Source organism: Streptomyces sp. NBC_00457 (assembly GCF_036014015.1).
GTDB lineage: Bacteria > Actinomycetota > Actinomycetes > Streptomycetales > Streptomycetaceae > Streptomyces.
The window spans coordinates 4,013,235-4,036,529 of the sequence record NZ_CP107905.1 but is presented as its reverse complement, the minus strand read 5'-3'; the positions used below and the strand labels follow the sequence as shown (position 1 = coordinate 4,036,529).

Sequence of the window (23,295 nt, the reverse complement as noted above, 5' to 3'; positions counted from 1 at the left end):
CCGAGGCGTTTGCCGTACCGAAGAAAGTGAGCCGAGCACCGTGTCCGCAGTCTCCGACCCCCCGCCCGTCGCCCGCCACCGCCCTTCCAACGAGTCGCTTCGCGACCGCCTTCCTGACTTCCCGTGGGACAAGCTGGCGCCGTACAAGAAGACGGCCGCCGCCCACCCGGACGGCATCGTCGACCTGTCGGTCGGCACCCCGGTCGACCCGGTCCCCGAGCTGATCCAGAAAGCGCTGATCGCCGCGGCCGACTCCCCGGGCTATCCGACCGTCTGGGGCACGCCCGAGCTGCGCGACGCGATCACCGGCTGGGTGGAGCGCCGGCTGGGCGCCCGCGAGGTCACCCACCACCACGTCCTGCCGATCGTCGGCTCCAAGGAACTGGTCGCCTGGCTCCCGACCCAGCTGGGCCTCGGCCCCGGCGACCGGGTCGCCTACCCGCGCCTGGCGTACCCGACGTACGAGGTCGGCGCCCGCCTGGCGAGGGCGGAGTACGAGGTGTACGACGACCCGACGACGCTGGACCCGGCGAACCTGAAGCTCCTCTGGCTCAACTCGCCCTCCAACCCGACGGGCAAGGTGCTGTCCAAGGCCGAACTGACCCGGATCGTCGCCTGGGCCCGCGAGCACGGCATCCTGCTCTTCTCCGACGAGTGCTACCTGGAGCTGGGCTGGGAGGCCGACCCGGTCTCGGTCCTGCACCCGGACGTGAACGGCGGTTGGTACGAGGGCATCGTCGCCGTCCACTCCCTCTCCAAGCGCTCCAACCTGGCGGGCTACCGCGCGGCCTTCCTCGCCGGCGACCCGGAGGTCCTCGGCCCTCTCCTGGAGATCCGCAAGCACGGCGGCATGATGACCTCCGCGCCCACCCAGGCCGCTGTGATCGCCGCCCTCTCCGACGACGAGCACGTCCGCATCCAGCGCGACCGCTACGCCGCCCGCCGCGAGTCCCTCCGCACGGCCCTCCTCACCCACGGCTTCCGCATCGAACACAGCGAGGCCAGCCTCTACCTCTGGGCCACCAGAGACGAGTCCTGCTGGGACACCCTCGCCCACCTCGCCACCCGCGGCATCCTGGTCGCACCGGGCGACTTCTACGGCCAGGCAGGCAAAAACTTCGTACGAGTGGCTCTGACAGCGACGGACGAAAGGGTGCGGGCGGCGGCAGAACGCCTGGCGTGACGGCTGCCCGCTACCGCTGTCGCTCCCGCTGTGGGCAGTCGTTCCGCAGGGCGGAACGGGTGGGCACAGCCTGCAGCGCCGGGCACCGGCTGAACACGCCCCAGCCCTTGCCGACGTAGACACGCAAAAGCGACGGGGCCCAGGAAGCAACCTGGACCCCGTCGCCGTACAAGACACGCAGTGAACCGTCAGCCGATCGGCAGACCCTTCACAGGCACGGACGGCGCAGCCGGCAGCCCACCCTGCGTGAGGGACCCCGTCGACACGCCACTGTCCGCCGCCGCGGCGGTCGCGTCACCGAGAAGGGCCCCGGCAGAACCGGCCGCGTCCCCGGCGGTCTTCTGCGCCGCCGGCGTCGCCTTCTTGACCGCCTTGCCGCCGGTCTTGCCCGCGGCCGGCACCGCGTTCTTGACCGCGTTGCTGCCGGCTTCACCCGCGAGCCCGGTGACGTGCTGCGCCGCACCGTCCACGCTGTCGCCGACGCTCGCCCCGTCCAGGGCGGTCAGCCCGCCGAGGTTCGGGGTGGCCGGCAGTTCGGGGGCCGCGCTGGCGGAGCCGGCCGCACCGACCCCGGCTGCCGCTCCCGCTGCGACGAGCAGCGCGGTACGGGCGATCCGGCGGGTCAGGGGGAGGGACATAATGCTCCTTTGACGGGAGAGAACGTTGGAGTGTCCGACTTTGCCCGGCAGTTGATCCCCCTCCGCGACCGACTGGCCGTCGGCCTGCGGTGGTTGACCGAGCGGGCTCGGACGCAGTGACTACCGCTCGAAGCCCGCGAAGGTTGCGGCGGGACAACGTAAAGAGTTGGCAATGCGTCGCATTATCGGCTGCGGATAAAAACGGGCAAACGGGTGCCCCGCTCAAAACTCTGCCGAATCCTTACAGCCCTTTGCCCTCAAGGGATTTGGCGGATACGAGGGTGACGGCGCGAAAACCTGAGCACACCGTCGCCCGGGCGTGCCGCGCATAACTCCCGCGGGTGACCTGCCGTACTACTGCGCGGTCACGACTCGGACCGAGTCGGCCGTGTCCGCCGTGTCCTTCTCCGCACCGGCGGTGCCCGCGCCGGCCTCCGGCCGCCACCGGCTGTCCGTGTTCCCGGCGGTCCACACCCGCCCGGCATAGGAGACGCGTTCGATATGCAGGTCGGAGGCGTTGGCCACGGCCCAGTGCGCCAGCTGCCAGCCGCGCTGCGTCAGGCTGCGCCGGGTGCCGTCGTCGGAGTCGTCGGTCACGGGCAGTGTCAGGGTCCGTCCGCTGCTCTCGACGCTCGGGGAGGGCGTGGGCGTCGACGCCGCCGCGTCGCTCACCACCGCGCCGGCCGGCTCCAGCCCGTCGCCGCCGAAGTCCCGGGCGAACGCGGACCGTACCGCCTCGGTCCCTTCCGCGGGGGTGGCCCCCGGGCGTCCCGCGCAGGTCAGGGTGGCCGCCGAGCGTCCGGTGAGAGCGGCGGCGAGCAGCACGGCGTCCGGCTCGTGCTTGGCGTAGGCCTCCGGAAAGCCGCTGCGCTGCACGCGCTGCGCGGCCACGGTGAGCGGGAGGCGGGTGTAGTCGGGGACCTTGAGCAGATGCTCGTAGAAGATGTCCGCCGCGTACGTCGGGTCCATGATCTGCTTCTGCGTGCCCCAGCCCTGCGAGGGCCGCTGCTGGAACAGGCCGAGCGAGTCCCGGTCGCCGTGGTCGATGTTGCGCAGCGCCGACTCCTGGATCGCGGTCGCCAGCGCGATCGCCACCGCCCGCTCGGGCACGCCGCGCGCGGTGCCGACGGCGGTGATCGTCGCCGCGTTCACCGCCTGCTCGGGCGTGAACTCGTACGCCGTCCCGTCGCCTTGGTCCGACACCACCCTGCAACCCGGTGTGCCGGTACCGCCGGTGATGTACTGCATCACGAGATAACCGGCGAGGGACATCAGGACCACGAAGGCCGCCCCGAAACGGAAGAGGCGGCCGCGGCGTCGTCGAGTAGGGGATGGCGCTGGCATTCCTACAAGGTAGCTGAGGTTACTGGGGGGTATGGGTCCGGTGGGAAAAGTGGGCCGAAGGCCTGGCGCGTTAGGGTCGACTCCATGGCCGATACCCCGCTTGACCTCACGTTGGACGCCGCGCGGCTGACCGCGCAGCTCGTCGACTTCCCCTCGGAGAGCGGCACCGAGAAGCCCCTCGCCGACGCGATCGAGACCGCCCTGCGCGCCCTGCCGCACCTGACGGTCGAGCGGTACGGCAACAACGTCGTCGCCCGTACGAACCTGGGCCGCGCCGAGCGCGTGATCCTCGCCGGCCACATCGACACGGTCCCGATCGCCGAGAACGTCCCGTCGCGCCTCGACGAGGACGGTGTCCTGTGGGGCTGCGGCACCTGTGACATGAAGTCGGGCGTCGCGGTCCAGCTGCGCATCGCGGCCACCGTCCCCGCGCCCAACCGCGACCTGACCTTCGTCTTCTACGACAACGAAGAGGTGGCGGCGGAGCTCAACGGCCTCAAGCATGTGGCCGAGGCGCGCCCCGATTGGCTGGAGGGCGACTTCGCGGTGCTGCTTGAGCCGTCGGACGGCCAGGTCGAGGGCGGCTGCCAGGGCACCCTGCGGATGCTGCTCAGGACGAGCGGCGAGCGCTCCCACTCCGCGCGCAGCTGGATGGGCTCGAACGCGATCCACGCGGCGGCCCCGATCCTGGCGCGGCTGGCGGCCTACGAGCCGCGCTACCCGGTGATCGACGGCCTGGAGTACCGCGAGGGCCTGAACGCGGTGGGCATCTCGGGCGGCGTCGCCGGAAACGTCATTCCGGACGAATGCGTCGTCACCGTCAATTTCCGCTACGCACCGGACCGTACGGAGGAGGAGGCGATCGCCCACGTCCACGAGGTGTTCGCGGACTGCGGGGTGACCGAATTCGTGGTGGACGACCACAGCGGCGGCGCCCTCCCCGGCCTCTCCCACCCGGCGGCCGCGGCTTTCATCGAGGCGGTCGGCGGCACCCCGATGCCCAAGTACGGCTGGACGGATGTCTCCCGTTTCAGCGCGCTGGGCGTCCCCGCGGTGAACTACGGCCCGGGCAACCCGCACTTGGCCCACAAGCGTGACGAGCGCGTGGAGACGGCGAAGATCCTGGCGGGGGAGAAGCGTCTGAAGGCCTGGCTGACGGCGTGACGACGCGGCGGATGCGGGCGGCGGACATGCCGATGTCCCCCGTCCGTAACCAGCCTGGATCTACGCTGAGGTGGAAAGACCGCAAGCGGAGGGAGCGCACATGGCTACCGGGAACCCCGAGGGCAAGAAGCAGCCACCGGAGGAGCAGCGCCTGGGACCGGTCCTCCGACGGCGGAGTCAGGTCACGGCGAGCACGACCGACCAGCGGCTGCTGGACGCCGGCGGCCCCTCGGACTGGGTCCACACCGACCCCTGGCGCGTCCTGCGCATCCAGTCGGAGTTCATCGAAGGCTTCGGCACCCTCGCCGAACTCCCGCCCGCGATCAGCGTCTTCGGCTCCGCCCGTACGCCGGTGGACTCACCGGAGTACGACGCGGGCGTCCGCCTGGGTCGCGGCCTGGTGGAGGCCGGCTGGGCAGTGATCACGGGCGGCGGCCCCGGCGCCATGGAGGCAGCCAACAAGGGCGCCTGTGAGGCCAAGGGCATCTCCGTCGGCCTGGGCATCGAGCTCCCCTTCGAACAGGGCCTCAACCCCTACGTCGACATCGGCCTCAACTTCCGCTACTTCTTCGTCCGGAAGATGATGTTCGTCAAGTACGCCCAGGGCTTCGTGGTCCTCCCCGGCGGCCTCGGCACCCTCGACGAACTCTTCGAGGCCCTCACCCTCGTCCAGACCCAGAAGGTCACCCGCTTCCCCATCGTCCTCTTCGGCAGCGCCTACTGGGGCGGCCTCATCGACTGGCTCACCAACACCCTCATCGCCCAGGGAAAGGCCTCCGAAAAGGACCTCATGCTCTTCCACGTGACGGACGACGTGGACGAGGCGGTGGCACTGGTGTCGAAGGAGGCGGGACGGTAGCTGGGGCTGATTGTCTGAGCCCCTCCGGCGTTTGATCCTTTTCAGCCCCTCCGGCGTTTGAGGAGCGGGGGTCCGGGGGCTGGCCCCCGAACGGGGTCGAAGGGGCGGAGCCCCTTCAGGATGGGACGGGTAGGGGCGGCGGGGGCGAAACAGCATCCATTAGCGGCTCCGCCGCGGGCCCTACGCCAGCCCCCGCCGGGCAACAGCCGGCGCCCGATGCCCAGCGATGGCCGCAACCATGTCCAGCACCTGCCGAGTCTCGCCGACCTCATGCACCCGATACACCTGCGCCCCGAGCCACGCGGACACCGCGGTCGTCGCCAACGTCCCCACCACCCGCTCCTTCACGGGCCGATCCAACGTCTCCCCCACAAAGTCCTTGTTGGACAGGGACACCAACACCGGCCACCCCGTCCCGACCATCTCCCCGAGCCGCCGCGTCGCCTCAAGACTGTGCCGCGTGTTCTTCCCGAAGTCATGCCCAGGATCGATCATCACCGACTCCCGAGGCACCCCCAGCGACACCGCCCGCTCAGCCAGCCCCACGGTCACCCGCAGAATGTCGGCCATGACATCGTCGTACGTCACCCGATGCGGCCGCGTCCGCGGCTGAGCCCCACCCGCGTGCGTGCACACCAGCCCCACCCGGTACCGCGCCGCAACCTCCGCAAGCCGCGGATCGACCCCGCCCCACGCGTCGTTCAGCACATCCGCCCCGGCCTCGCACACCGCCTCCCCGACGTCGTGCCGCCACGTGTCCACGCTGATGATCACGTCCGGGAAGCGCCGCCGCACCTCCGCCACGAAGCCGACCGTCCGCCGCGCCTCCTCCTCGGCCGACACCTCTTCGCCCGGCCCCGCCTTGACCCCGCCGATGTCGATGATCGCAGCACCCTCTGACACCGCCTGCTCCACGCGCGCGAGGGCGGGCTCGTCACGGAAGGTGGCCCCCTGGTCGTAGAAGGAGTCCGGGGTCCGGTTCACGATCGCCATGATCACCGGCTCGTGCGGCCCGAATTCCCGCCTGCCCAGCCTGAGCATCCCCTGTGACCTCTCTTAGTGCTTCCCTGGTACATCCAGGCTTTGGGCCGCCTGCGACCCTGACTGTCAGACTCGCATGGCACGATCGGACCCTGATACACCCGACACATCCGACCGATCTCGTGGGGACCCTCAGCGATGGTTATGTTCTTGTTCCTGGTCGTCGCGCTCGCCGTGGTCGTCGCCGCGGTGACCCTCGCCGTGCTGGGCGGCGGCGCGAACGGCCCGCTGCCCGAGGTCGCCCCCGAGCGCCTCCAGGACCCGCTGCCGCTGGACCGCCCGGTCAGCCGCGGCGACGTGGAGAGCCTCCGCTTCCCGCTCGCCGCCCGCGGCTACCGCATGGCCGACGTGGACGACGCCCTCAGCCGCCTCGGCGCGGAGCTGGCCGAGCGCGACGCCCGTATCGCCGACCTGGAGTCCGCACTGGCCGGCGCGCAGGCCGCCCGCCACTCCATGGACAAACACCCCGAGGGGGACCAGCAGTGAGCGAGGGCCAGGCCGTCGCCGGCCCGGACGGCGCCCTGCGCTGCCCCTGGGCCCTGTCCACGCCGGACTACGTGACGTACCACGACGAGGAGTGGGGCCGCCCGGTCCACGGCGACGACGCCCTCTTCGAACGCCTCAGCCTGGAAGCCTTCCAGTCCGGCCTGTCCTGGATCACCATCCTGCGCCGCCGCCCCGGCTTCCGCACCGCCTTCGCCGGCTTCGAGATCGCCAAGGTGGCCACCTTCACGGACACCGACAGAGACCGCCTCCTCACCGACCCCGGCATCATCCGCAACCGCGCCAAGATCGACGCAACACTCTCCAACGCACGCGTGCTGTCCGACTGGCCCCCGGGCGACCTGGACACCCTCATCTGGTCCCACGCCCCGAACCCGACGACCCGCCCGGTCCCGAAAGCACTCGGCGACGTCCCGGCAGTCACTCCGGAGTCGACAGCCCTGTCAAAGGCCCTGAAGAAGAGGGGCCTGCGCTTCGTAGGCCCCACAACGGCCTACGCCCTGATGCAGGCATGCGGATTGGTGGACGACCACTTGGAATCATGCGTTGCCAGAAGCGCCCCGTAAGGGGCGCGGGGAACTGCGCGACCAGCCCCCACGAACCCGCACCCCCCGACGGCGCCACGGCCCCGAGCTCTACCGGCCCAAGTACTTCGGCTGTTCCTTATTGACGAAAGCCTGCACAGCAATCGCATGGTCCTCAGAAGACCCCGCCCGAGTCTGCAACTCGTCCTCCTTCTCCAACGTCTCCGCAAGAGAGTGCGACATGCCGAAGGCCACCGCCTCCTTGATCGCCCCATAAGCCACCGTCGGCCCCGCCGCCAACGCCCGAGCCGTCTTCTCGGCCTCCGCCCGCAGCTCGGCGGCCGGCACGACCCGGTTAGCGATCCCCAGCTCGTACGCCTCCTGCGCCTTGATGCTCCGCGGGAACAGGAGCAGATCGGCGGCCCGCCCGGGCCCGACGACACGCGGCAGCGTCCACGAGATCCCGGAGTCGGCGGTCAGCGCCACGCCCGCGAACGACGTATTGAAGGCGGCCGAGTCGGCCACGACTCGATAGTCCGCGGCCAGCGCGAACCCGAACCCGGCCCCCGCCGCGACGCCGTTCACCCCGGCCACCACGGGCTTGCGCATCTCCGTCAGCGCCCGCGCGATGGGGTTGTAGTGTTCCCGCACCGTCGTCATGGTCTGCCGCGAGCCGGTCTCCCGGTCGGCCGCCAGCAGGCCGATGTGCTCCTTGAGGTCCTGGCCCACGCAGAACGCCCGGTCACCGGCGGAGGTCAGCAGCACGGCCCGTACGGCGTCGTCGGCGGCTGCCGCCAGCACCGCGTCGCGCAGTGCGACCTTCGTCGCGATGTTCAGCGCGTTCATCGCCTCGGGGCGGTTCAGGGTGATCGTCGCGAGCCCGTCGCTGACCTCGTAGAGCACGGTGTCGGCCATGGCGTATCCCCTCCGGTTGCGGCTCCGGCGTACTCGTCGGTACGTCACTGTCTGAGGACAGCATGGCGTAGATCACCGAAGACGGACCGGAACGGACGTGTGACCTGCGTCAAAGAATTCGTGACACGATTTGTACGGCGGCGGTGGCAGCGGCGGCGCAGTATCGCAGTCACATCGCCGAATTGAGTGGTTTTGCTCGCGCGCGTTGCCCAAGCGATGCCGACTGATGTTGGTCATCGGGTCCTGAGATGCGGGATAATGGCTTGGAAGCAATGTGTTCGATGCCGGTGTCGCGTGTCCTGCGCCTTTTGGGCAGGGGCCGCGCATGCCCTCCAGGGCCGTCGGCTTTGACTATGAGCTGGTTTCAGGAAGGGGAACGAGCATGGCGGCCATGAAGCCGCGGACGGGCGATGGCCCGCTCGAGGTGACCAAGGAGGGGCGGGGCATCGTCATGCGCGTTCCGCTCGAAGGCGGCGGTCGGCTCGTCGTCGAGCTGACCCCTGACGAGGCCGACGCGCTGGGCGATGCCCTCAAGAAGGTCGTCGGCTGAGGCGCTAGCGACCATACCCTTTCAGCCGCCCCGGCATCGTATGAGATGCCGGGGCGGCTGTTTGCCGTACGGCCGTAAGGGCCGGACCGGGTTATGGCTGTCAGGGCGGACCAGGATGTCGGGTCAGCGCTTGACCGCGCAGAGCAGCCCGTCGCCCACCGGCAGCAGCGACGGCACCAGCTCCTGGCTCTCGCGCACCGCACGCAGCAGTTCCCGCAGCCGCAGCACCTCGGTCGGCTGCGGTCCGGAGTCCACCGTCCGGCCGTTGGCGAAGACGCCCTCGAAGACGACCAGGCCGCCGGGGCGCAGCAGGCGCAACGATTCAGCGAGGTAGTCCATGACCTCCTGCCGGTCACCGTCGCAGAAGACGAGGTCGTAGCCGACATCGGCGAGACGGGGCAGGACGTCGAGGGCGCGGCCGGGGATGAAGCGGGCCCGGTTGCTGGCGAAGCCGGAGGCGCGGAAGGCCTGGCGGGCGAACTGCTGGTGCTCCGGCTCGGGGTCGACGGTGGTCAGCACGCCGTCCGGCCGCATACCGTGCAGCAGATGGATCCCGGAGACGCCGGTGCCGGTGCCGATCTCCGCGACCGCCTTGGCGTCCACGGTGGCGGCGAGCATCCGCAGCGCGGCGCCCGCGCCGGGCGACACCGAGCGCAGCCCCGCCTCGCGGGCCCGGTCACGGGCCCAGCGCAGGGCTTCGTCCTCGGCGAGATAGGCGTCGGCGAACGCCCAGCTCGTCTGCCGGTTGCCGGTAATGACCCTCTCCTGTCCCCGTGTATGCCTGGGCGCGACTGTATCCGTTGCGCCCGGGAACCCGCAGATGGGACCGGGCGTTTAAGGGGGTGGGAGACAAGAGCGGGGGACACGGATGGATCACGAAGAGATGCGGGACGGCGAGCAAGTGCTGACGCAGCCGCATGAGCCGTATCAGCCCAGATCAATTTCTCGTAAAACCGCTTATCCGGAGCTAACGGGCGAGGTGGCTATGGTAGGGGCTCCACTGGACACCACCAGAGCCGACAGGGGAGGTGCGGCTGCGCCTGGGGATCGGGGAGGAGTGCTGCGGCGCTTCCTCGGATCGGCAGGCAAGCCGAAATCCGTGAACGACACCGCTGCTGACCACCACCACGCCGGCGACTACGCCCAGACCGCGACCTTCTCCAGCGACGCGGACGGGCAGGCGTGGACTCCGCCCACCTGGGAGGAGATCGTCAGCACCCACAGCGGCCGGGTCTACCGCCTGGCCTACCGCCTCACCGGCAACCAGCACGACGCCGAGGACCTCACCCAGGAGGTCTTCGTCCGCGTCTTCCGCTCCCTGTCGACCTATACGCCGGGCACCTTCGAGGGCTGGCTGCACCGCATCACCACGAACCTGTTCCTGGACATGGTCCGCCGCAAGCAGCGCATCCGTTTCGACGCGCTCGGCGACGACGCGGCGGAGCGCCTGCCCAGCCGCGAGCCCAACCCGCAGCAGATCTTCAACGACGCGCACTTCGACGCGGACGTCCAGCAGGCCCTCGACACCCTCGCGCCCGAGTTCCGCGCCGCGGTCGTCCTGTGCGACATCGAAGGCCTGTCGTACGAGGAGATCGCCGCGACCCTCGGGGTCAAGCTCGGCACGGTCCGGTCCCGTATTCACCGCGGCCGCTCGCAGCTGCGCAAGGCCCTGGCGCACAGGTCGCCCGAGGCCCGGGCCGAGCGCCGCTCCTTCGCGGCCCGTGTCCCGGTACTGGGGGGAGGGGGCGCGTCCGCGTGAGTGGATCACGGCCCAAACCCGCCGAGGGGCACCTCGCAGAACAGCACCTGGGAGACCGACTCGCCGCGCTGGTCGACGGCGAGCTCGGTCATGAGGCGCGCGAGCGCGTGCTCGCGCATCTGGCCACCTGCTCGAAGTGCAAGGCAGAGGCCGACGCGCAGCGCCGTCTGAAGAACGTCTTCGCGGAAGCGGCCCCGCCGCCCCCTTCCGAGAGCTTCCTGGCCCGCCTCCAGGGGCTGCCGGGGGGAGGTGACGGCGACGGTGGCTCTCCGCTGGACGGGTTCGGTGACGGACTCTCCGGACGGCCAGCGGCCGCCGGCGTCTTCGGGATGAAGCGGAGCGAGCGCTTCGAGTTCGGCTACGTCCCCGCCCGCGCGCATGACTCCATGCTTCCGTCGGCGGGCCGCGGCTTCCGTATACATGACGTCAGCCGTCATGAGGCCGAGCGGTCGGCCTCACGCGGCATGCGGTTCGCCTTCGTCGCGGCCGGGGCGGTGTCGCTGGCCGCGATCGCGCTCGGCGGGGTCACCGCCGGCACCGGCGAGACCACGAACGCCGCGCGGGACGGCTCCGGCGGCAGCAATGTGACCCCGATGCGGACACAGGGCTCGGGAGCCGCTACGGCGCCCGAGAGCCAGCGCCGCCGGGGTGTGGGCGTCGGCCCGCTGCTGGCCCAGGGCGGTCAGCAGACGCCGCTCGGTCAGACCCCGGTCGCCCCGACCGCCGTCTCGGCCCCCCTGCTGCCCGGCGTTCCGGCCCCCGGCGGCGGGCACGTCCAGCAGGCCGCGGCACATCCGCTGACCACGCCGGTGGTCGCCGGTGCGGCCGCCATGTCTCCGCTGATACGTCCGCTGAACTCCACCCCGCCGCTCACCCTCACCTCGTGGTCCACCGACCCGGAGATCACGCACCCCGGCCTGTTCGCCGCGCCCGTCCCTGACGCGACCTCGTCCGGCTCCGCCGGCACGGGCCGCTGACCCGCCCTCTGCGCCACGGCGCGTGAACCTGGTTGAATCCAGGGAGGGTCGCGCCCAGGCAGGCAGCCGGGCGCGGAGTAGACGATCTGCGGCCACCGCCGACGAGCCGTGCCGCGGCCAGCTGTGGGGAGCGCATGAACGAGGGGAAGCCCACGAAGGCGAAGTGGTGGAGCCGACCTCGCCCGCAACCCCCTGCGGGCGCGGTGGCCCAGGACGCTTCCCCGACGCAGGCCGAGGCGACACTGGCCGAGGTGACACCGGCCGAGGCGGCGGCTGAAGGCGACTTCGAGTTGGGTCGGCCTGTGGGGGGTCGGGGTGGTGACGCGGTTTCGGCTGAGGGCGACTTCGAGTTGGAGCGGCCTGCGGGACGTCGCGGCGGTGACAGGGGCTCGGGGGATGGGGACTTCGAGCTGGGTCGGCCTGTGGGGGGTCGGGGTGGCGACGTGGCTTCGGCTGGGGGCGACTTCGAGTTGGAGCGGCCTGCGGGACGTCGCGGGGGTGACGGGGGCTCGGGGGATGGGGACTTCGAGCTGGGTCGGCCTGTGGGAGCTCGTGGTGGTGACGCGGTTTCGGCTGAGGGCGACTTCGAGTTGGAGCGGCCTGCGGGAGGTCGGGGCGATGCGGGCTCGTCCGAGGGGGACTTCGAGCTGCGGCTTCCTGAGGAGGCGGGGGGCGAGGACGACTTCGTGCGGGCTCAGCCCTCTGTGACGCCGGTTTCGCAGGCGGACAGCGAGCCGGAGTCGGCCACCGAACGCCCCAGACCCCTGCATGACCCTGACCCGTACAGCACCCCTCCGTACGGCGAGCCCGGCCCCTGGGCACCCGCCCCGCCGGTCCAGCACCCGGCGACCACACCGGCCGAGGGCACGCCGACGCTTGCGGCTCCGCAGGACGCGTCGGCGCCAACGCCTGTGTCGACGCCGACGCCAGCGCCGACGAACGGCACGTCCGCGTCCGAGCCCGCGCCCACGACGATGCCGGCTCACGGCACATCGGCGCCGGTGCCGACGCCGACCCATGGATCCTCAGTCCCGCCCGTGCCGACGCCGACGCAGCCCCCTGCCCCGCCTCCTCCCGCGTCAGCCCTCACCGTGCCCCCCGCCGCCCCCGCTCCGCCCGCAGCCCCCTTCCCACCCCCCGCCAACCCCTGGCAGAACTACGACCCCTGGGCCCCGGTCACCGCCCCCCTCCAGCAGAACGGCGCGGCCGTACCCACCGCCACCCAGCGCCGTAAGCTCACGCGTAACGCTCTGCTCGGCGGTGCCCTGCTGCTGGCGCTGGTTTCCGGGGGCGTCGGGGGTGCCGTAGGGGCGTACCTCGAGCGGAATGGTGGCGTGGGGAGTGTGGAGTTGCCGCAGGCCGAAGCGGAGCCCACCGGGCGGCCGGTGGACAGTGTCGCGGGGATCGCCGCGCGGGCGCTGCCCAGCGTGGTCACCCTGCATGTCAGCGGCAGCGAAGCACAGGGCACCGGCACCGGCTTCGTACTGGACGACCGCGGCCACATCCTCACCAACAACCACGTCGTGGAACCGGCCGGAACAGGCGGCGAGATCTCCGTGACGTTCCACAGCGGCGACACCGCCAAGGCCACGGTCGTAGGCCGGGACGGCGGCTATGACCTCGCCGTCGTCAAGATCAGCGGCGTCACAGGCCTGAGGCCCCTGACGCTCGGCAACTCCGACAACGTCCAGGTCGGTGACCCCGTCGTCGCCATCGGCGCCCCCTTCGACCTGGCCGGCACGGTCACCTCCGGCATCATCAGCGCCAAGGAGCGGCCCATCACCGCGGGCGGCGAGAGCGGCGACGGCAGTGACGTGTCGTACGTCGACGCCTTGCAGACCGACGCGCCCATCAACCCCGGCAACTCCGGTGGCCCTCTCCTCGACGCCGAAGCCCGCGTCATCGGCATCAACTCCGCCATCCGCTCCGCCGGCGACGGCTCCGACCTGGACGGCGGCCAGGCCGGTTCGATAGGGCTCGGCTTCGCCATCCCCGTCAACCAGGCCAAGCGCGTCGCCGAGGAGCTGATCAACACCGGCAAGGCGACCCATCCGGTCATCGGCGTCACCCTCGACATGGAGTACGCCGGCGACGGCGCCCGCGTCGGCACGCAGGAAACCGGCGGCGGCCCCGCGGTCAACGCGGGCGGCCCCGGCGACAAGGCCGGCATCAAGGCGGGCGACGTCATCACCGAGGTCGACGGCCAGCGCATCCACTCCGGCGAGGAGCTGATCGTCAAGACCCGCGCCCACCGCCCCGGCGACCGTCTGGAGCTGACGCTGGAGCGCGACGGCAAGGAGATCCGGATCGCGCTGGTGCTCGGTTCCTCCGACGCCGACTGAAACACTCCGAAAACCGTGATCCGCCGAGACTCACAGAAATGTCACAGTCCGGACCCGCCAACCCGCCCATCAGCGCCCCCACAAGGCAAACAACTCCGAAAACCGCACTCCCACCCGCTTCGGAGGCCTCGGGACAGTACCGGTCGTACGGCATCGCCGGGTACCGTGGACCCGGCCCGGACCACGGACGACCACAGACCACCGAGGGCTGAGGACCGAGGGACTCGCGAGGAGCTTCAGGTGTTCAATGACATAGGACCGCTCGAGCTGATCACGCTCGTTGTCCTCGCCGTGCTCGTCTTCGGTCCGGAAAAGCTTCCGAAGGTCATTCAGGACGTCATGCGGACCGTCCGCAAGATCCGGGAGTTCTCGGAGAGCGCCAAAGAGGACATCCGCAGCGAACTCGGCCCGGAGTTCAAGGACTTCGAGTTCGAGGACCTCAATCCCAAGACGTTCATCCGCAAGCAGATGGACAACGACGAACTGGGGCTCAAGGAGATCCGCAACGGCTTCGACCTGAAGAAGGAGATGGCCGAGGTCACGGACGCGGTCCACAGCCGCGACGCCGACTCCTCGTCGTCTTCGTCCTCCGCCGCGTCGTCGGGTTCGTCCGGCTCCCGCATCGACATGACGAAGAAGCCGGAGAGCACGCCCGACGAGCGCCCGCCCTTCGACTACGACGCCACCTGAGCGTTCGTACGACGCCCTCTGAGCAGTGCGTACGACGCCGCCAGAGCCGTACGACCGCGGCGCCCGCCGGCGTCGTACGTGACGCGTTTCATACTCCGCCCCTGCGCCCCGCGGCCTGAAGACGGCCTCCGAGCGGCCCACGCGCCGGGCGATTTCCCGGCTGCCCCGAGCGCTGTGGATATGCTGCCGAGTTGTTGTGGGACCGGATGACTGCGCCCGAGGGGGGCGGGCCGTCCCGGGCCGACGAGAGCAAGGGGGGCGGGCCGCACCGGCCCGACACGAGCGAGGAGGCGTCCGGGCATATGGAGACGACGAGTCGAGTCGCGCAGCCGGCAGCCGCGGAGGGTGGACAACAGGTCCCCTCTGCCCGGCGTACGGTCGACGGCTACCTGCTGGCGCCCTTCCCGTGGTACGGCCTCGATGAGGCCTTCACGGGGCCGCGCTGGCTGATGCAGGTGGGGACGGCGGCCGACGGGGCCGTGGAGCACGGGTCGATCGGGCACGGCGACGAGCCCTCCGTCCGCAATGAGGCCGTTGCCGCGGCGGATGCCAAGGAGAAGTTCGCGGTCGTGGTGACCGTCGCGGCGAATCCGTCCCGGCGGAGCGCCGACGGTACGGGGCTGCTGGAGGCCACGTCGGTGTCCTCGGCGGCGTGGCTGGCGGGGGTGGGGCTGCTGTCCTTCACCTGGCCCGGGCAGATGGACCACACCCTGCGGGACGACTGGGTGGAGCAGCAGACGGAGACGGCGTGGGCGCTGGCCGACGATCTCGACGGGGCGGCGTGGTCGACGTTGTCCCTACCTGTGGACGGTGTGCCTACGCCGTTCCACTACCGGGAGTCCGAGTTCGGGTGGGTGCTGGCCGGGTCCACGCCGGAACGGGTGCATGTGGGGGCGTATGGGCGCGGGATGAGTGCGTATGGGCTGGGGTTCGCTGTGATCAAGGACGTTGCCGCGTACGCGTGAGAGTGGGGCGCCGGTGGGTTTCGGCGCCCCTTCGCCGTAGGGCCTCAGATGTGTCGCGGGTGCGGGTTCGCTGTGGCTTGTCGCGCCCACGCGGCGGAGCCGCATATCGATACAGCCCCGCGCCCTGAAGGCGTTTCCCCGCCGTCTCTTAAAACTTGTTCCTCGGCGTGATTCCCAGCGCCATGCCCGACAGGCCCCTCTGCCGTCCCCCCAGCTTCCCCGCGATCGCGCGCAGTGCGGAGCCGGAGGGGGAGTCCGGGTCGGTCAGGACGACCGGCTTGCCTTCGTCGCTGCCCTCGCGGAGGCGGACGTCGATGGGGATGTTGCCGAGGACGGGGACGTTCGTGCCGGTGGTGCGGGTGAGGCCGTCGGCGACGACCTGGCCGCCGCCCGTGCCGAAGACGTCGACCATCTCGCCGCAGTGGGGGCAGGGGAGGCCGGACATGTTCTCGACGACGCCGACGATCTTCTGGTGGGTCTGGACGGCGATGGAGCCGGCGCGCTCGGCGACCTCGGCAGCGGCCTGCTGGGGCGTGGTGACTACGAGGATCTCCGCGTTCGGCACCAGCTGGGCCACCGAGATGGCGATGTCGCCCGTGCCGGGCGGGAGGTCAAGCAGCAGGACGTCCAGGTCGCCCCAGTAGACGTCCGCGAGGAACTGCTGCAGTGCCCTGTGGAGCATCGGGCCGCGCCAGACCACCGGGGCGTTGCCCGGCGTGAACATGCCGATGGAGATGACCTTCACGCCGTTGGCGGAGGGCGGCATGATCATGTTCTCGACCTGGGTGGGAAGGCCGTCGGCGCCCAGCATGCGGGGCACGGAGTGGCCGTAGATGTCGGCGTCGACGACGCCCACCTTGAGGCCGTCCGCCGCCATCGCCGCCGCGAGGTTGACGGTGACGGAGGACTTCCCGACGCCGCCCTTGCCGGAGGCGATCGCGTACACGCGGGTGAGGGAGCCGGGCTTGGCGAAGGGGACCTCGCGCTCGGCCGTGCCGCCGCGCAGGGCGGAGGCCAGCTCCTTGCGCTGTTCGTCGCTCATCACGTCCAGTTCGACGTCGACGCGGGTGACGCCTTCGACCCGCGCCACCGCCTCCGTCACACGCTGCGTGATCGTGTCGCGCATCGGACAGCCGGAAACCGTCAGGTACACGGCAACCGCGACCGCTCCGTCCGCACCGATCTGAACCGACTTGACCATCCCGAGTTCGGTGATGGGGCGGTTGATCTCGGGGTCGTTCACCGTCGACAGTGCTTCGCGCACCGCGTCTTCCGTAGCCATAAGGACGATGGTACGGCGCCTCACAAGTACCCCGGAAAGCCCGTCAGCGGTCGTCTACGTCACGTCCGCGCGGCCGATCTGCCGGGAATACGCCGTGTCCGTCCTGCCGGTCCTCCAGTTCCTTGACCAGGTCCTGCAGTTCCGAGCGGATCCAGTCCCGGGTCGCGACCTCGCCGAGGCCGATGCGCAGGGCGGCGATCTCCCGGGTCAGATACTCGGTGTCGGCGATCGACCGCTCGTTCTGCCTGCGGTCCTGTTCGAGGTTGACCCGGTCGCGGTCGTCCTGCCGGTTCTGCGCGAGCAGGATCAGCGGCGCGGCATAGCTGGCCTGCAGCGACAGCATCAGCGTCAGGAAGATGAACGGGTACTCGTCGAAGCGCAGCACGCTGGGCGCGGCCACGTTCCACAGCACCCACATGATGATGGCGAACGTCATCCAGACGAGGAACCGCCCGGTGCCGAGGAAGCGCGCGATGCGCTCGCTCAGCCGCCCGAAGGCCTCCGGGTCCCACTCCGGCAGGACCCGGCGCCGGGGCGGGGCGGGCTGGTCGAGCCGGGGGTGGCGCGGCCGGGCGGCGGCCGTCGCGCCGGCGGGCGTCCGCTCACGGGTCGCGGTCTCGCGCTCAGGCACCACTCGTCCCCACCCCCTCGTCGAGGTCGTCGAACTCCGACTCCCGCCAGTCGTCGGGCAGCATGTGGTCGAGTACGTCGTCCACGGTCACCGCCCCGAGCAGCGACCCCGACTCGTCGACGACGGGCGCCGCGACCATGTCGTACGTCGCGAAGAACCCGGCGACGAGGGGCAGCGCCGCGTCCGGGGCGAGCGGTAGCAGGTCGTCGTCGACGAGCGAGCTGACCAGGGTGTACGGCGGATCGCGCAGCAGGCGTTGGAAGTGCACCGTGCCGAGGTACTTGCCGGTCGGGGTCTCGTCGGGCGGGCGGCAGACGTAGACCTGGGCGGCGAGCGCGGGGGACAGGTCGGGGTTGCGGACGCGGGCGAGGGCGTCGGCGACGGTGGAGTCGGGACGGAGGATGATCGGCTCGGTGGTCATCAGGCCGCCCGCGGTGCGCTCCTCGTACGCCATCAGACGCCGTACGTCGGCCGCTTCGGCGGGCTGCATCAGACCCAGCAGCCGCTCCTTCTCCTCCTCCGGCAGTTCGCCCAGCAGGTCGGCCGCGTCGTCCGGGTCCATGGCCTCCAGGACGTCGGCCGCGCGCTCCTCCTTCAGCTTGCCGAGGATCTCGATCTGGTCGTCCTCGGGGAGTTCTTCGAGTACGTCGGCGAGGCGGTCGTCGTCGAGGGCGGCGGCGACCTCCGCGCGCCGTTTGGGGGAGAGATGGTGGAGCACATTCGCGAGGTCGGCGGGGCGCAGCTGCTCGAAGGTGGCGAGGAGGCTCTCGGCGCCCTGTCCGTGCTCCTCCAGGGAGAATCCGGTGACGTGGGACCACTCGACGGTCAGCGTCTCGCCCTTGGCCCGCCGGAAGGCGCCGCCCTTCCTTCCCTTGCGCACGAACACCCGGTCGATCTCCCAGTCCCGACGCGCCGGCAACTGCTGCACCGACACGTCGAGCACCGTGACCTCCTCGCCGGTCTCCGCCAGCGTCACGCGCCGGTCGAGCAACTCCCCGAAGACCAGCCGCTCGGTGGGCCGCTGCTCGAAGCGCCGGACGTTGAGCACACCGGTGGTGATGACCTGTCCGGACTCGATGCCGGTCACCCGGGTCATGGGCAGGAAGATCCGGCGGCGGGTGGCGAGTTCGACGACCAGTCCGAGCACCCGGGGCGGACGCCGCCCGACACGCAGCACGACGACGAGATCGCGTACCCGCCCGACCTGATCACCGGCCGGATCGAACACGGCGACGCCGGAGAGGTGCGAGACGAAGATCCGGGGGGCGCCGGCTGCCATGGCTGCGCCTCCTTCTCGTACGGGTTGCTGCGTCTGTTCCGAAGTGTCGTACAGGTTGCTCACACATGTTCTGAATTGCCCGCTCGAACGGCCTTCAGGCTAGCCCGTCCCGATCGGGTCCGCCCTGGTGAGCGGTCCGGACGGACTGGCTCCGCCGGCCCCGCCCGGCCCCGGTACTCTGCGGTACGCCGCTGAAGGAACCCTCGTCAGAAAGGCAGCCGCACCTGTGACTGCGATTCCCCAGGGCCGTACCCGCAGGGCCACGCTGGTGGGCGCGATGTGCGCCCTGGCCGTGACGGGCACGGCGGCACTGACGGGATGCAGCGAGGACCCCGACGCGGGCACGAACGGGGTCGGCAAGCTGCCGGCCGACAAGATCCAGAGCAGAACCCGCACGGCCGCCGAGTCCGCCACCGCGGTGCACCTCTCCGGAACAGTGGTCACCAGCGGGCGCACTTACAAACTCGACATGCGTCTGAAGTCCGACGGCGGCTCGGGCGAGGTCACCGCCGAGGGGACGACGTTCCGCCTGCTGCGGATCGGTGAGCAGCTGTTCCTGAAGGCGGACGCGGAGTTCTGGCATCCCGAGCACGCCAAGGGCGACGCGTCCGAAGACACCGACACGGCCGCCGCCGACAAGCTCGAGGGCAAGTATGTGAAGGTGCCCCAGGGAGACCCCTCGTACAAGAAGTTCAGCGGCTTCACCGACAAGGACGTCCTCCTCGACGGCCTGCTGACCCTGCACGGCACCCTGGAGACCGACGGTCACCACGAGGAGTCCGGCACCCGCACCATCCGCATCGCCGGCGACAAGGGCTCCGGCGGCACGCTCGACGTCTCCCTGGAGGGCCGGCCGTATCCCCTCCGCCTGGTCCGCGCGGGCAGCGCCGGCACCCTGCTCTTCACGGAATGGGGCAAGGACTTCAAGATCGAGGAACCGAAGCAGGACGAGACGGTGGACTACGGCAAGGCGTTGCCGACGTCCTGACCCATGCCTACTTCTTCTTCCGCTTCTTCATGAGCAGACGCGGCAGGCCCGCCGGCATCGGATGACGCGTGGTCGCCGAGGTCGGCAGCGGCGCCGCCGCCTGGTTGTCGTCGGGCAGCGACGCCGTCGTCCCCGTCGGCTCCAGCCGCACCACGCGACATTCCCGAGCCCACCGCTGAGGCATCGCCTCTCCGTCGGGCGCGTTCAGCCGCTTGCCCTTGAGTTCGGCGACCGTGGCGTCCCACTGCTCGGACCCCGGCGACAGCTCGACGACCTTCGCCGCCCAGGAGATCAGCCGACCGCCCTTGTCCTTGCTGCGGACGGTCACTTCGGCGGCGGCCCCGTCGGCCAGCCCCGGCAACGGCTGCTCGCCCGGCCCGTCGCCGACCAGACACGCCGCACCCTCGTGCCACACATGCCACAGCGCCCGGACCGGCCCGCCGGGCCCCTTGACCCAGACGAGCCCGGACTTCTTGGTGGCCTCCTCGACGAGGGCCTGCTCCAGCAGCTCAGGTGTCATGAGCCCAGCGTAGCCAGCAACGCTCACAGCCAGCCGTTGCGCTTCAGGGTGCGGTGGATGCCGAAGCAGATGGCGACGGTGATGGTCAGGACCATCGGGTAGCCGAACTTCCAGCGCAGCTCGGGCATGTAGTCGAAGTTCATGCCGTACACACCACACACCATCGTCGGTACGGCGATGATGGCCGCCCAGGACGTGATCTTGCGCATGTCCTCGTTCTGCGCGACGGACGCCTGCGCGAGGTTGGCCTGGAGGATCGAGTTGAGCAGCTCGTCGAAGCCGACGACCTGCTCCTGCACCCGGGCCAGGTGGTCGGCGACGTCCCGGAAGTACTTCTGGATGTCGGGGTCGATCAGCCGCATCGGGCGCTCGGAGAGCAGCAGCATGGGACGCAGCAGCGGCGCGACGGCCCGCTTGAACTCCAGCACCTCACGCTTGAGTTGGTAGATCCGCCCGGCGTCCGTGCCGCGCGGGCTGCCTTTGCGGCCCGGCGAGAAGACCTCGGTCTCGACCTCGTCGATGTCGTCCTGCACGGCGTCGGCGACCGCGACATACCCGTCGACCACATGGTCGGCGATCGCGTGCAGCACCGCCGAGGGGCCCTTGGCGAGCAGCTCGGGGTCGTCCTGCAGCCGGTGCCGCAGTGCCCGCAGCGAGCCCTGTCCGCCGTGCCGGACGGTGATGAAGAAGTCCCGTCCGGTGAAGCACATGACCTCGCCGGTCTCCACGATCTCGCTGTTGGCGGTGAGCTGGTCGTGCTCGATGTAGTGGATGGTCTTGAAGACGGTGAACAGGGAGTCGTCGTACCGCTCCAGCTTGGGCCGCTGATGGGCCTGGACGGCGTCCTCGACGGCCAGTGGGTGCAGCCCGAACTCGCTTGCGATACCGGAGAATTCGGCTTCGGTGGGCTCGTGCAGCCCGATCCAGACGAAGCCCCCGTCGCGCCGCACCAGACGCATCGCCTCGTGCGGGGTGAGCGGCGTCGGGGTTTCGAGGCGGGCGCCGTCGCGGTAGATGGCGCAGTCGACCACGGCCGAGGGCGTCGACGGGTCGCGCGTCGTGTCGTACCCGGCGGTGTCCTTGCGGAGCGACGGACGGGACGGACGGACGGCGGCACGCAGGTCGCGGATCATCGACATGGCAGGCTCCTTCGCGGTCAGGCAGCGAAAGGCTCCGACGAGGGGTGGAACTACCCGGAATGGGGACGTCCTGACTTCACATGTTTGGCACGTCCACAAAGCGGGGAGCACCGCACCATCGCGGTGGTGAGCTTCGCTACTGATTCAGCTACTGCTGCGGGACAGACAGATCAGGCAATACGAAACGAAGGCTCTTCCGCGGTGAAGAAGGTGCGAGAGGTGGCGGCCGGCTAGAGAAGCAGAGCGGCTACGTCAGCGGCGGGAAGAGCGGGTGCTACTGCACGGTCGACTTCGATCCATTGCAGCCCCACCTCCTCCGGCCGGTCCCTCGTAAGGGAGTGTCGTCGGCGTCGGGACTCGATCGCGACGCCGCAGCGTGCTGCCCCGAACCACGGGCAAGAGTATCAGCCGACTGAAGTGTCAAGGTGCTCGTTTGCCCGGTCCTGACGAGTTCTATGCTCACCGCATGGTTGATGTTCTTCCTCTGGTCGAGGCCCGGTTGCGCACCGCGCTGGGCGAACCGGACGCACGCGCCGCGGTCACCTTCCTCGGTACCGACCGCATCGAGGTGCTGCGTTTCCAGCAGGACGACATCGTCCGCTACGCCACGCTGGGCATGTCCGCGCACCCCATGGCGGACCCCACCGCGGTCATCGCCGACCCGGTCAAGGGCCCCCGCGCCGAGCTGGTCCTCTCCGTACGATCCGGGCTCGCCGACACCGACAAGGTGCTCCGCCCGCTCGCCGTCCTCGCCGCCTCTCCGCAGGTGGAGGGCCTGATCGTGGCTCCCGGCGCGTCCCTGGACGTCGGCGATCCCCTCTGGCCCGGCGCCCCCTTCACCTCGGTCCTGGTCGCCGAGCCCGGTGGCCTGGTCGAGGACCTGGACCTCGACGAGCCGATGGACCCCGTCCAGTTCCTGCCGCTGCTCCCCATGACGCCGAACGAGGCCGCCTGGAAGCGCGTGCACGGCGCCCAGGCTCTTCAGGAGCGCTGGCTGGCGAACGGGACGGATCTGCGGGATCCGTCCCGCGGGTCCGTCGCGCTGGACCTGCCGCCCGAGTGACTCATCTCACCAACCGGTCGCCGTGAGGGGTCAGTTGGCGAACACGGCGACACCGTCGTGCAAGCGACGGCTGTGGTGTGGTCGCACCTCGTTCCGGCCGGACGGGTGATCGTCCTTGACGTGGCGGAGCAGGGGTAGGACCGTGGGGCCCTATGAGGGGCGAACCCAGTTGCCCGAAGTGTGGTGGCCGGGTCAGGGCTCCCGGACTCTTCGCCGATTCCTGGCAGTGCGATGTGCACGGCACCGTGCATCCGCTGCAGCCCGTGATCCCGCCCAGCGTCGAGGCCCTCAGCGTGGTGGTGCACCGCACGCAGGTACCCGTGTGGATGCCGTGGCCGCTTCCGGTGGGCTGGCTGTTCACCGGTGTGGGCTGCGCGGGCGACGACCGCAGCGGGGGGCGTGCGACGGCCGTGGCGTGCTCGGGGCCGGGGCCGCTCGGCGGTATGGGTGAGTTGATTCTGGTGGCCGAGGAGCTCGGTGTCGGGCTCGGTGCGCGATATGCGGGGATCGACGGGCCCGACCCGGGGCCGTACATGAACGTCGAGAAGCCGCCGCAGGCGAAGGTGCTGGCCGCGGGGCGGCCTACGCCGTTGTGGCATGTCGCCGGGTCACCCGATGACCGTGCGGTCTTTGCCGGTGAGGCGCGGGGGCTGTGGCTGTGGGCGGTGGTGTGGCCCGAGCAGTCGGGGCTGCTGATGTATGACGAGCTGGTGCTTACGGATTTGCGGGATGCGGGGGCTGAGGTGGACTTGGTTCCCTGTGGAGCGTTGTCGCCGCGCTTGCTTGAGCCGTAGCGCCCAGTAGCTCGGGGGGTGCCTGATCGTTGGCGGCTGCGGGTTCGTTGTGGCTTGTCGCGCAGTTCCCCGCGCCCCTAAGTCAGTTTCACAGCCGTTATTCTGAAGCGTCCCCTTCGCACCATCACCTGCTGGAGTTCGCGT

General features: G+C 70.4%; 24 protein-coding genes. 14 read left to right on the top strand and 10 right to left on the bottom strand.

What is annotated here, in order from left to right; translation table 11 throughout:
- Window positions 1-40 precede the first annotated feature (40 nt).
- Window positions 41-1,183, top strand: coding sequence for a bifunctional succinyldiaminopimelate transaminase/glutamate-prephenate aminotransferase (locus OG828_RS18130; protein WP_328438681.1), 1,143 nt, complete (start codon window positions 41-43; stop codon window positions 1,181-1,183).
- A gap of 188 nt (window positions 1,184-1,371) precedes the next feature.
- Here the strand turns inward: OG828_RS18130 and OG828_RS18125 are convergent, their stop codons facing one another.
- Entirely contained in the window at window positions 1,372-1,821 is a 450-nt protein-coding gene (locus OG828_RS18125; protein ID WP_210577201.1) for an ATP-binding protein, read from the bottom strand.
- A 354-nt stretch (window positions 1,822-2,175) separates the two neighbouring features.
- Window positions 2,176-3,165, bottom strand: coding sequence for a heavy metal transporter (locus tag OG828_RS18120; RefSeq protein WP_328501706.1), 990 nt, complete (start codon window positions 3,163-3,165; stop codon window positions 2,176-2,178).
- An 84-nt stretch (window positions 3,166-3,249) separates the two neighbouring features.
- Between OG828_RS18120 and dapE the strand changes: the two genes are divergently transcribed.
- Together dapE and OG828_RS18110 are read left to right on the top strand one after the other, a co-directional pair.
- Window positions 3,250-4,329, top strand: coding sequence for a succinyl-diaminopimelate desuccinylase (dapE, locus tag OG828_RS18115; protein WP_328501705.1), 1,080 nt, complete (start codon window positions 3,250-3,252; stop codon window positions 4,327-4,329).
- Window positions 4,330-4,429: 100 nt separating this feature from the next.
- Window positions 4,430-5,188, top strand: coding sequence for a TIGR00730 family Rossman fold protein (locus OG828_RS18110; RefSeq protein ID WP_328357456.1), 759 nt, complete (start codon window positions 4,430-4,432; stop codon window positions 5,186-5,188).
- Between the two features lie 180 nt (window positions 5,189-5,368).
- Here OG828_RS18110 and folP read toward each other — a convergent pair whose 3' ends face one another.
- Window positions 5,369-6,229 carry a dihydropteroate synthase gene (gene folP / locus OG828_RS18105; protein ID WP_210577205.1) on the bottom strand — a complete coding sequence of 287 codons (861 nt, stop codon included), beginning with the start codon at window positions 6,227-6,229 and terminating at the stop codon, window positions 5,369-5,371.
- A gap of 138 nt (window positions 6,230-6,367) precedes the next feature.
- Between folP and OG828_RS18100 the strand changes: the two genes are divergently transcribed.
- Both OG828_RS18100 and OG828_RS18095 read left to right on the top strand, forming a co-directional pair.
- Entirely contained in the window at window positions 6,368-6,715 is a 348-nt protein-coding gene (locus OG828_RS18100) for a DivIVA domain-containing protein (RefSeq protein ID WP_328501704.1), read from the top strand.
- Window positions 6,712-7,299 (top strand): DNA-3-methyladenine glycosylase I, encoded by a 588-nt coding sequence (locus tag OG828_RS18095; RefSeq protein WP_328501703.1) that lies wholly within the window; start codon window positions 6,712-6,714, stop codon window positions 7,297-7,299. Before OG828_RS18100 ends, OG828_RS18095 begins: the two co-directional genes overlap by 4 nt.
- 69 nt (window positions 7,300-7,368) lie before the next feature.
- Here the strand turns inward: OG828_RS18095 and OG828_RS18090 are convergent, their stop codons facing one another.
- Window positions 7,369-8,172: an enoyl-CoA hydratase/isomerase family protein gene (locus OG828_RS18090; protein WP_210577208.1), complete on the bottom strand. Its 804-nt coding sequence runs from the start codon at window positions 8,170-8,172 to the stop codon at window positions 7,369-7,371.
- Window positions 8,173-8,554: 382 nt separating this feature from the next.
- Here OG828_RS18090 and OG828_RS18085 point away from each other — a divergent pair, with 382 nt between their 5' ends.
- Window positions 8,555-8,722, top strand: coding sequence for a DUF3117 domain-containing protein (locus OG828_RS18085; protein ID WP_003966491.1), 168 nt, complete (start codon window positions 8,555-8,557; stop codon window positions 8,720-8,722).
- Between the two features lie 123 nt (window positions 8,723-8,845).
- On the opposite strand, the gene OG828_RS18080 is transcribed toward OG828_RS18085, so the two are convergent.
- Window positions 8,846-9,544 (bottom strand): O-methyltransferase, encoded by a 699-nt coding sequence (locus tag OG828_RS18080; RefSeq protein ID WP_328371948.1) that lies wholly within the window; start codon window positions 9,542-9,544, stop codon window positions 8,846-8,848.
- 235 nt (window positions 9,545-9,779) lie between these two features.
- Here OG828_RS18080 and sigE point away from each other — a divergent pair, with 235 nt between their 5' ends.
- From sigE to OG828_RS18055, 5 genes are all read left to right on the top strand, one after another.
- A complete protein-coding gene (sigE, locus tag OG828_RS18075) occupies window positions 9,780-10,481 on the top strand; it encodes an RNA polymerase sigma factor SigE (RefSeq protein WP_328357438.1) in 702 nt (233 codons plus the stop codon).
- The gene (locus OG828_RS18070) at window positions 10,478-11,458 is read left to right on the top strand and encodes an anti-sigma factor family protein (RefSeq protein ID WP_328357435.1); all 981 of its coding nucleotides are present in this window, start codon (window positions 10,478-10,480) and stop codon (window positions 11,456-11,458) included. Before sigE ends, OG828_RS18070 begins: the two co-directional genes overlap by 4 nt.
- A 470-nt stretch (window positions 11,459-11,928) precedes the next feature.
- Window positions 11,929-13,800 carry a trypsin-like peptidase domain-containing protein gene (locus OG828_RS18065; RefSeq protein WP_443062506.1) on the top strand — a complete coding sequence of 624 codons (1,872 nt, stop codon included), beginning with the start codon at window positions 11,929-11,931 and terminating at the stop codon, window positions 13,798-13,800.
- A gap of 240 nt (window positions 13,801-14,040) precedes the next feature.
- A complete protein-coding gene (locus tag OG828_RS18060; protein ID WP_328357429.1) occupies window positions 14,041-14,490 on the top strand; it encodes a sec-independent translocase in 450 nt (149 codons plus the stop codon).
- A 302-nt stretch (window positions 14,491-14,792) separates the two neighbouring features.
- Window positions 14,793-15,455 carry a hypothetical protein gene (locus OG828_RS18055; RefSeq protein WP_210577253.1) on the top strand — a complete coding sequence of 221 codons (663 nt, stop codon included), beginning with the start codon at window positions 14,793-14,795 and terminating at the stop codon, window positions 15,453-15,455.
- 148 nt (window positions 15,456-15,603) lie between these two features.
- Here the strand turns inward: OG828_RS18055 and OG828_RS18050 are convergent, their stop codons facing one another.
- Genes OG828_RS18050 through OG828_RS18040 form a run of 3 tightly spaced genes read right to left on the bottom strand, consistent with a single transcriptional unit; the run spans window position 15,604 to window position 18,647 of the window.
- A complete protein-coding gene (locus tag OG828_RS18050; RefSeq protein ID WP_210577213.1) occupies window positions 15,604-16,737 on the bottom strand; it encodes an Mrp/NBP35 family ATP-binding protein in 1,134 nt (377 codons plus the stop codon).
- Between the two features lie 43 nt (window positions 16,738-16,780).
- A complete protein-coding gene (locus OG828_RS18045; RefSeq protein WP_210577214.1) occupies window positions 16,781-17,371 on the bottom strand; it encodes a DUF1003 domain-containing protein in 591 nt (196 codons plus the stop codon).
- Window positions 17,361-18,647 (bottom strand): magnesium transporter MgtE N-terminal domain-containing protein, encoded by a 1,287-nt coding sequence (locus OG828_RS18040; RefSeq protein WP_328357421.1) that lies wholly within the window; start codon window positions 18,645-18,647, stop codon window positions 17,361-17,363. Before OG828_RS18040 ends, OG828_RS18045 begins: the two co-directional genes overlap by 11 nt.
- A gap of 226 nt (window positions 18,648-18,873) precedes the next feature.
- Here OG828_RS18040 and OG828_RS18035 point away from each other — a divergent pair, with 226 nt between their 5' ends.
- Window positions 18,874-19,635, top strand: coding sequence for a hypothetical protein (locus tag OG828_RS18035; RefSeq protein ID WP_328501702.1), 762 nt, complete (start codon window positions 18,874-18,876; stop codon window positions 19,633-19,635).
- 7 nt (window positions 19,636-19,642) lie between these two features.
- Here OG828_RS18035 and OG828_RS18030 read toward each other — a convergent pair whose 3' ends face one another.
- Both OG828_RS18030 and OG828_RS18025 read right to left on the bottom strand, forming a co-directional pair.
- Window positions 19,643-20,155, bottom strand: a complete 513-nt coding sequence (locus tag OG828_RS18030) for a hypothetical protein (protein WP_328438673.1) — start codon at window positions 20,153-20,155, stop codon at window positions 19,643-19,645.
- Window positions 20,156-20,178: 23 nt separating this feature from the next.
- Window positions 20,179-21,294, bottom strand: a complete 1,116-nt coding sequence (locus tag OG828_RS18025) for a magnesium and cobalt transport protein CorA (protein WP_328501701.1) — start codon at window positions 21,292-21,294, stop codon at window positions 20,179-20,181.
- A gap of 466 nt (window positions 21,295-21,760) precedes the next feature.
- Here OG828_RS18025 and OG828_RS18020 point away from each other — a divergent pair, with 466 nt between their 5' ends.
- Entirely contained in the window at window positions 21,761-22,357 is a 597-nt protein-coding gene (locus OG828_RS18020) for a suppressor of fused domain protein (RefSeq protein WP_328357408.1), read from the top strand.
- 152 nt (window positions 22,358-22,509) lie between these two features.
- The gene (locus OG828_RS18015) at window positions 22,510-23,151 is read left to right on the top strand and encodes a DUF6758 family protein (RefSeq protein WP_301983807.1); all 642 of its coding nucleotides are present in this window, start codon (window positions 22,510-22,512) and stop codon (window positions 23,149-23,151) included.
- The last annotated feature ends 144 nt before the right edge of the window (window positions 23,152-23,295 follow it).

Coding starts and splice junctions, on each gene's coding strand:
- OG828_RS18120 (WP_328501706.1), bottom strand. CDS start 3,165: ATGCCAGCGCCATCCCCTACTCGACGACGCCGCGGCCGCCTCTTCCGT.
- OG828_RS18020 (WP_328357408.1), top strand. CDS start 21,761: ATGGTTGATGTTCTTCCTCTGGTCGAGGCCCGGTTGCGCACCGCGCTG.
- OG828_RS18040 (WP_328357421.1), bottom strand. CDS start 18,647: ATGGCAGCCGGCGCCCCCCGGATCTTCGTCTCGCACCTCTCCGGCGTC.
- OG828_RS18100 (WP_328501704.1), top strand. CDS start 6,368: ATGGTTATGTTCTTGTTCCTGGTCGTCGCGCTCGCCGTGGTCGTCGCC.
- OG828_RS18085 (WP_003966491.1), top strand. CDS start 8,555: ATGGCGGCCATGAAGCCGCGGACGGGCGATGGCCCGCTCGAGGTGACC.
- OG828_RS18090 (WP_210577208.1), bottom strand. CDS start 8,172: ATGGCCGACACCGTGCTCTACGAGGTCAGCGACGGGCTCGCGACGATC.
- folP (WP_210577205.1), bottom strand. CDS start 6,229: ATGCTCAGGCTGGGCAGGCGGGAATTCGGGCCGCACGAGCCGGTGATC.
- OG828_RS18050 (WP_210577213.1), bottom strand. CDS start 16,737: ATGGCTACGGAAGACGCGGTGCGCGAAGCACTGTCGACGGTGAACGAC.
- OG828_RS18030 (WP_328438673.1), bottom strand. CDS start 20,155: ATGACACCTGAGCTGCTGGAGCAGGCCCTCGTCGAGGAGGCCACCAAG.
- dapE (WP_328501705.1), top strand. CDS start 3,250: ATGGCCGATACCCCGCTTGACCTCACGTTGGACGCCGCGCGGCTGACC.
- OG828_RS18015 (WP_301983807.1), top strand. CDS start 22,510: ATGAGGGGCGAACCCAGTTGCCCGAAGTGTGGTGGCCGGGTCAGGGCT.
- OG828_RS18025 (WP_328501701.1), bottom strand. CDS start 21,294: ATGTCGATGATCCGCGACCTGCGTGCCGCCGTCCGTCCGTCCCGTCCG.
- OG828_RS18125 (WP_210577201.1), bottom strand. CDS start 1,821: ATGTCCCTCCCCCTGACCCGCCGGATCGCCCGTACCGCGCTGCTCGTC.
- OG828_RS18110 (WP_328357456.1), top strand. CDS start 4,430: ATGGCTACCGGGAACCCCGAGGGCAAGAAGCAGCCACCGGAGGAGCAG.
- OG828_RS18055 (WP_210577253.1), top strand. CDS start 14,793: ATGGAGACGACGAGTCGAGTCGCGCAGCCGGCAGCCGCGGAGGGTGGA.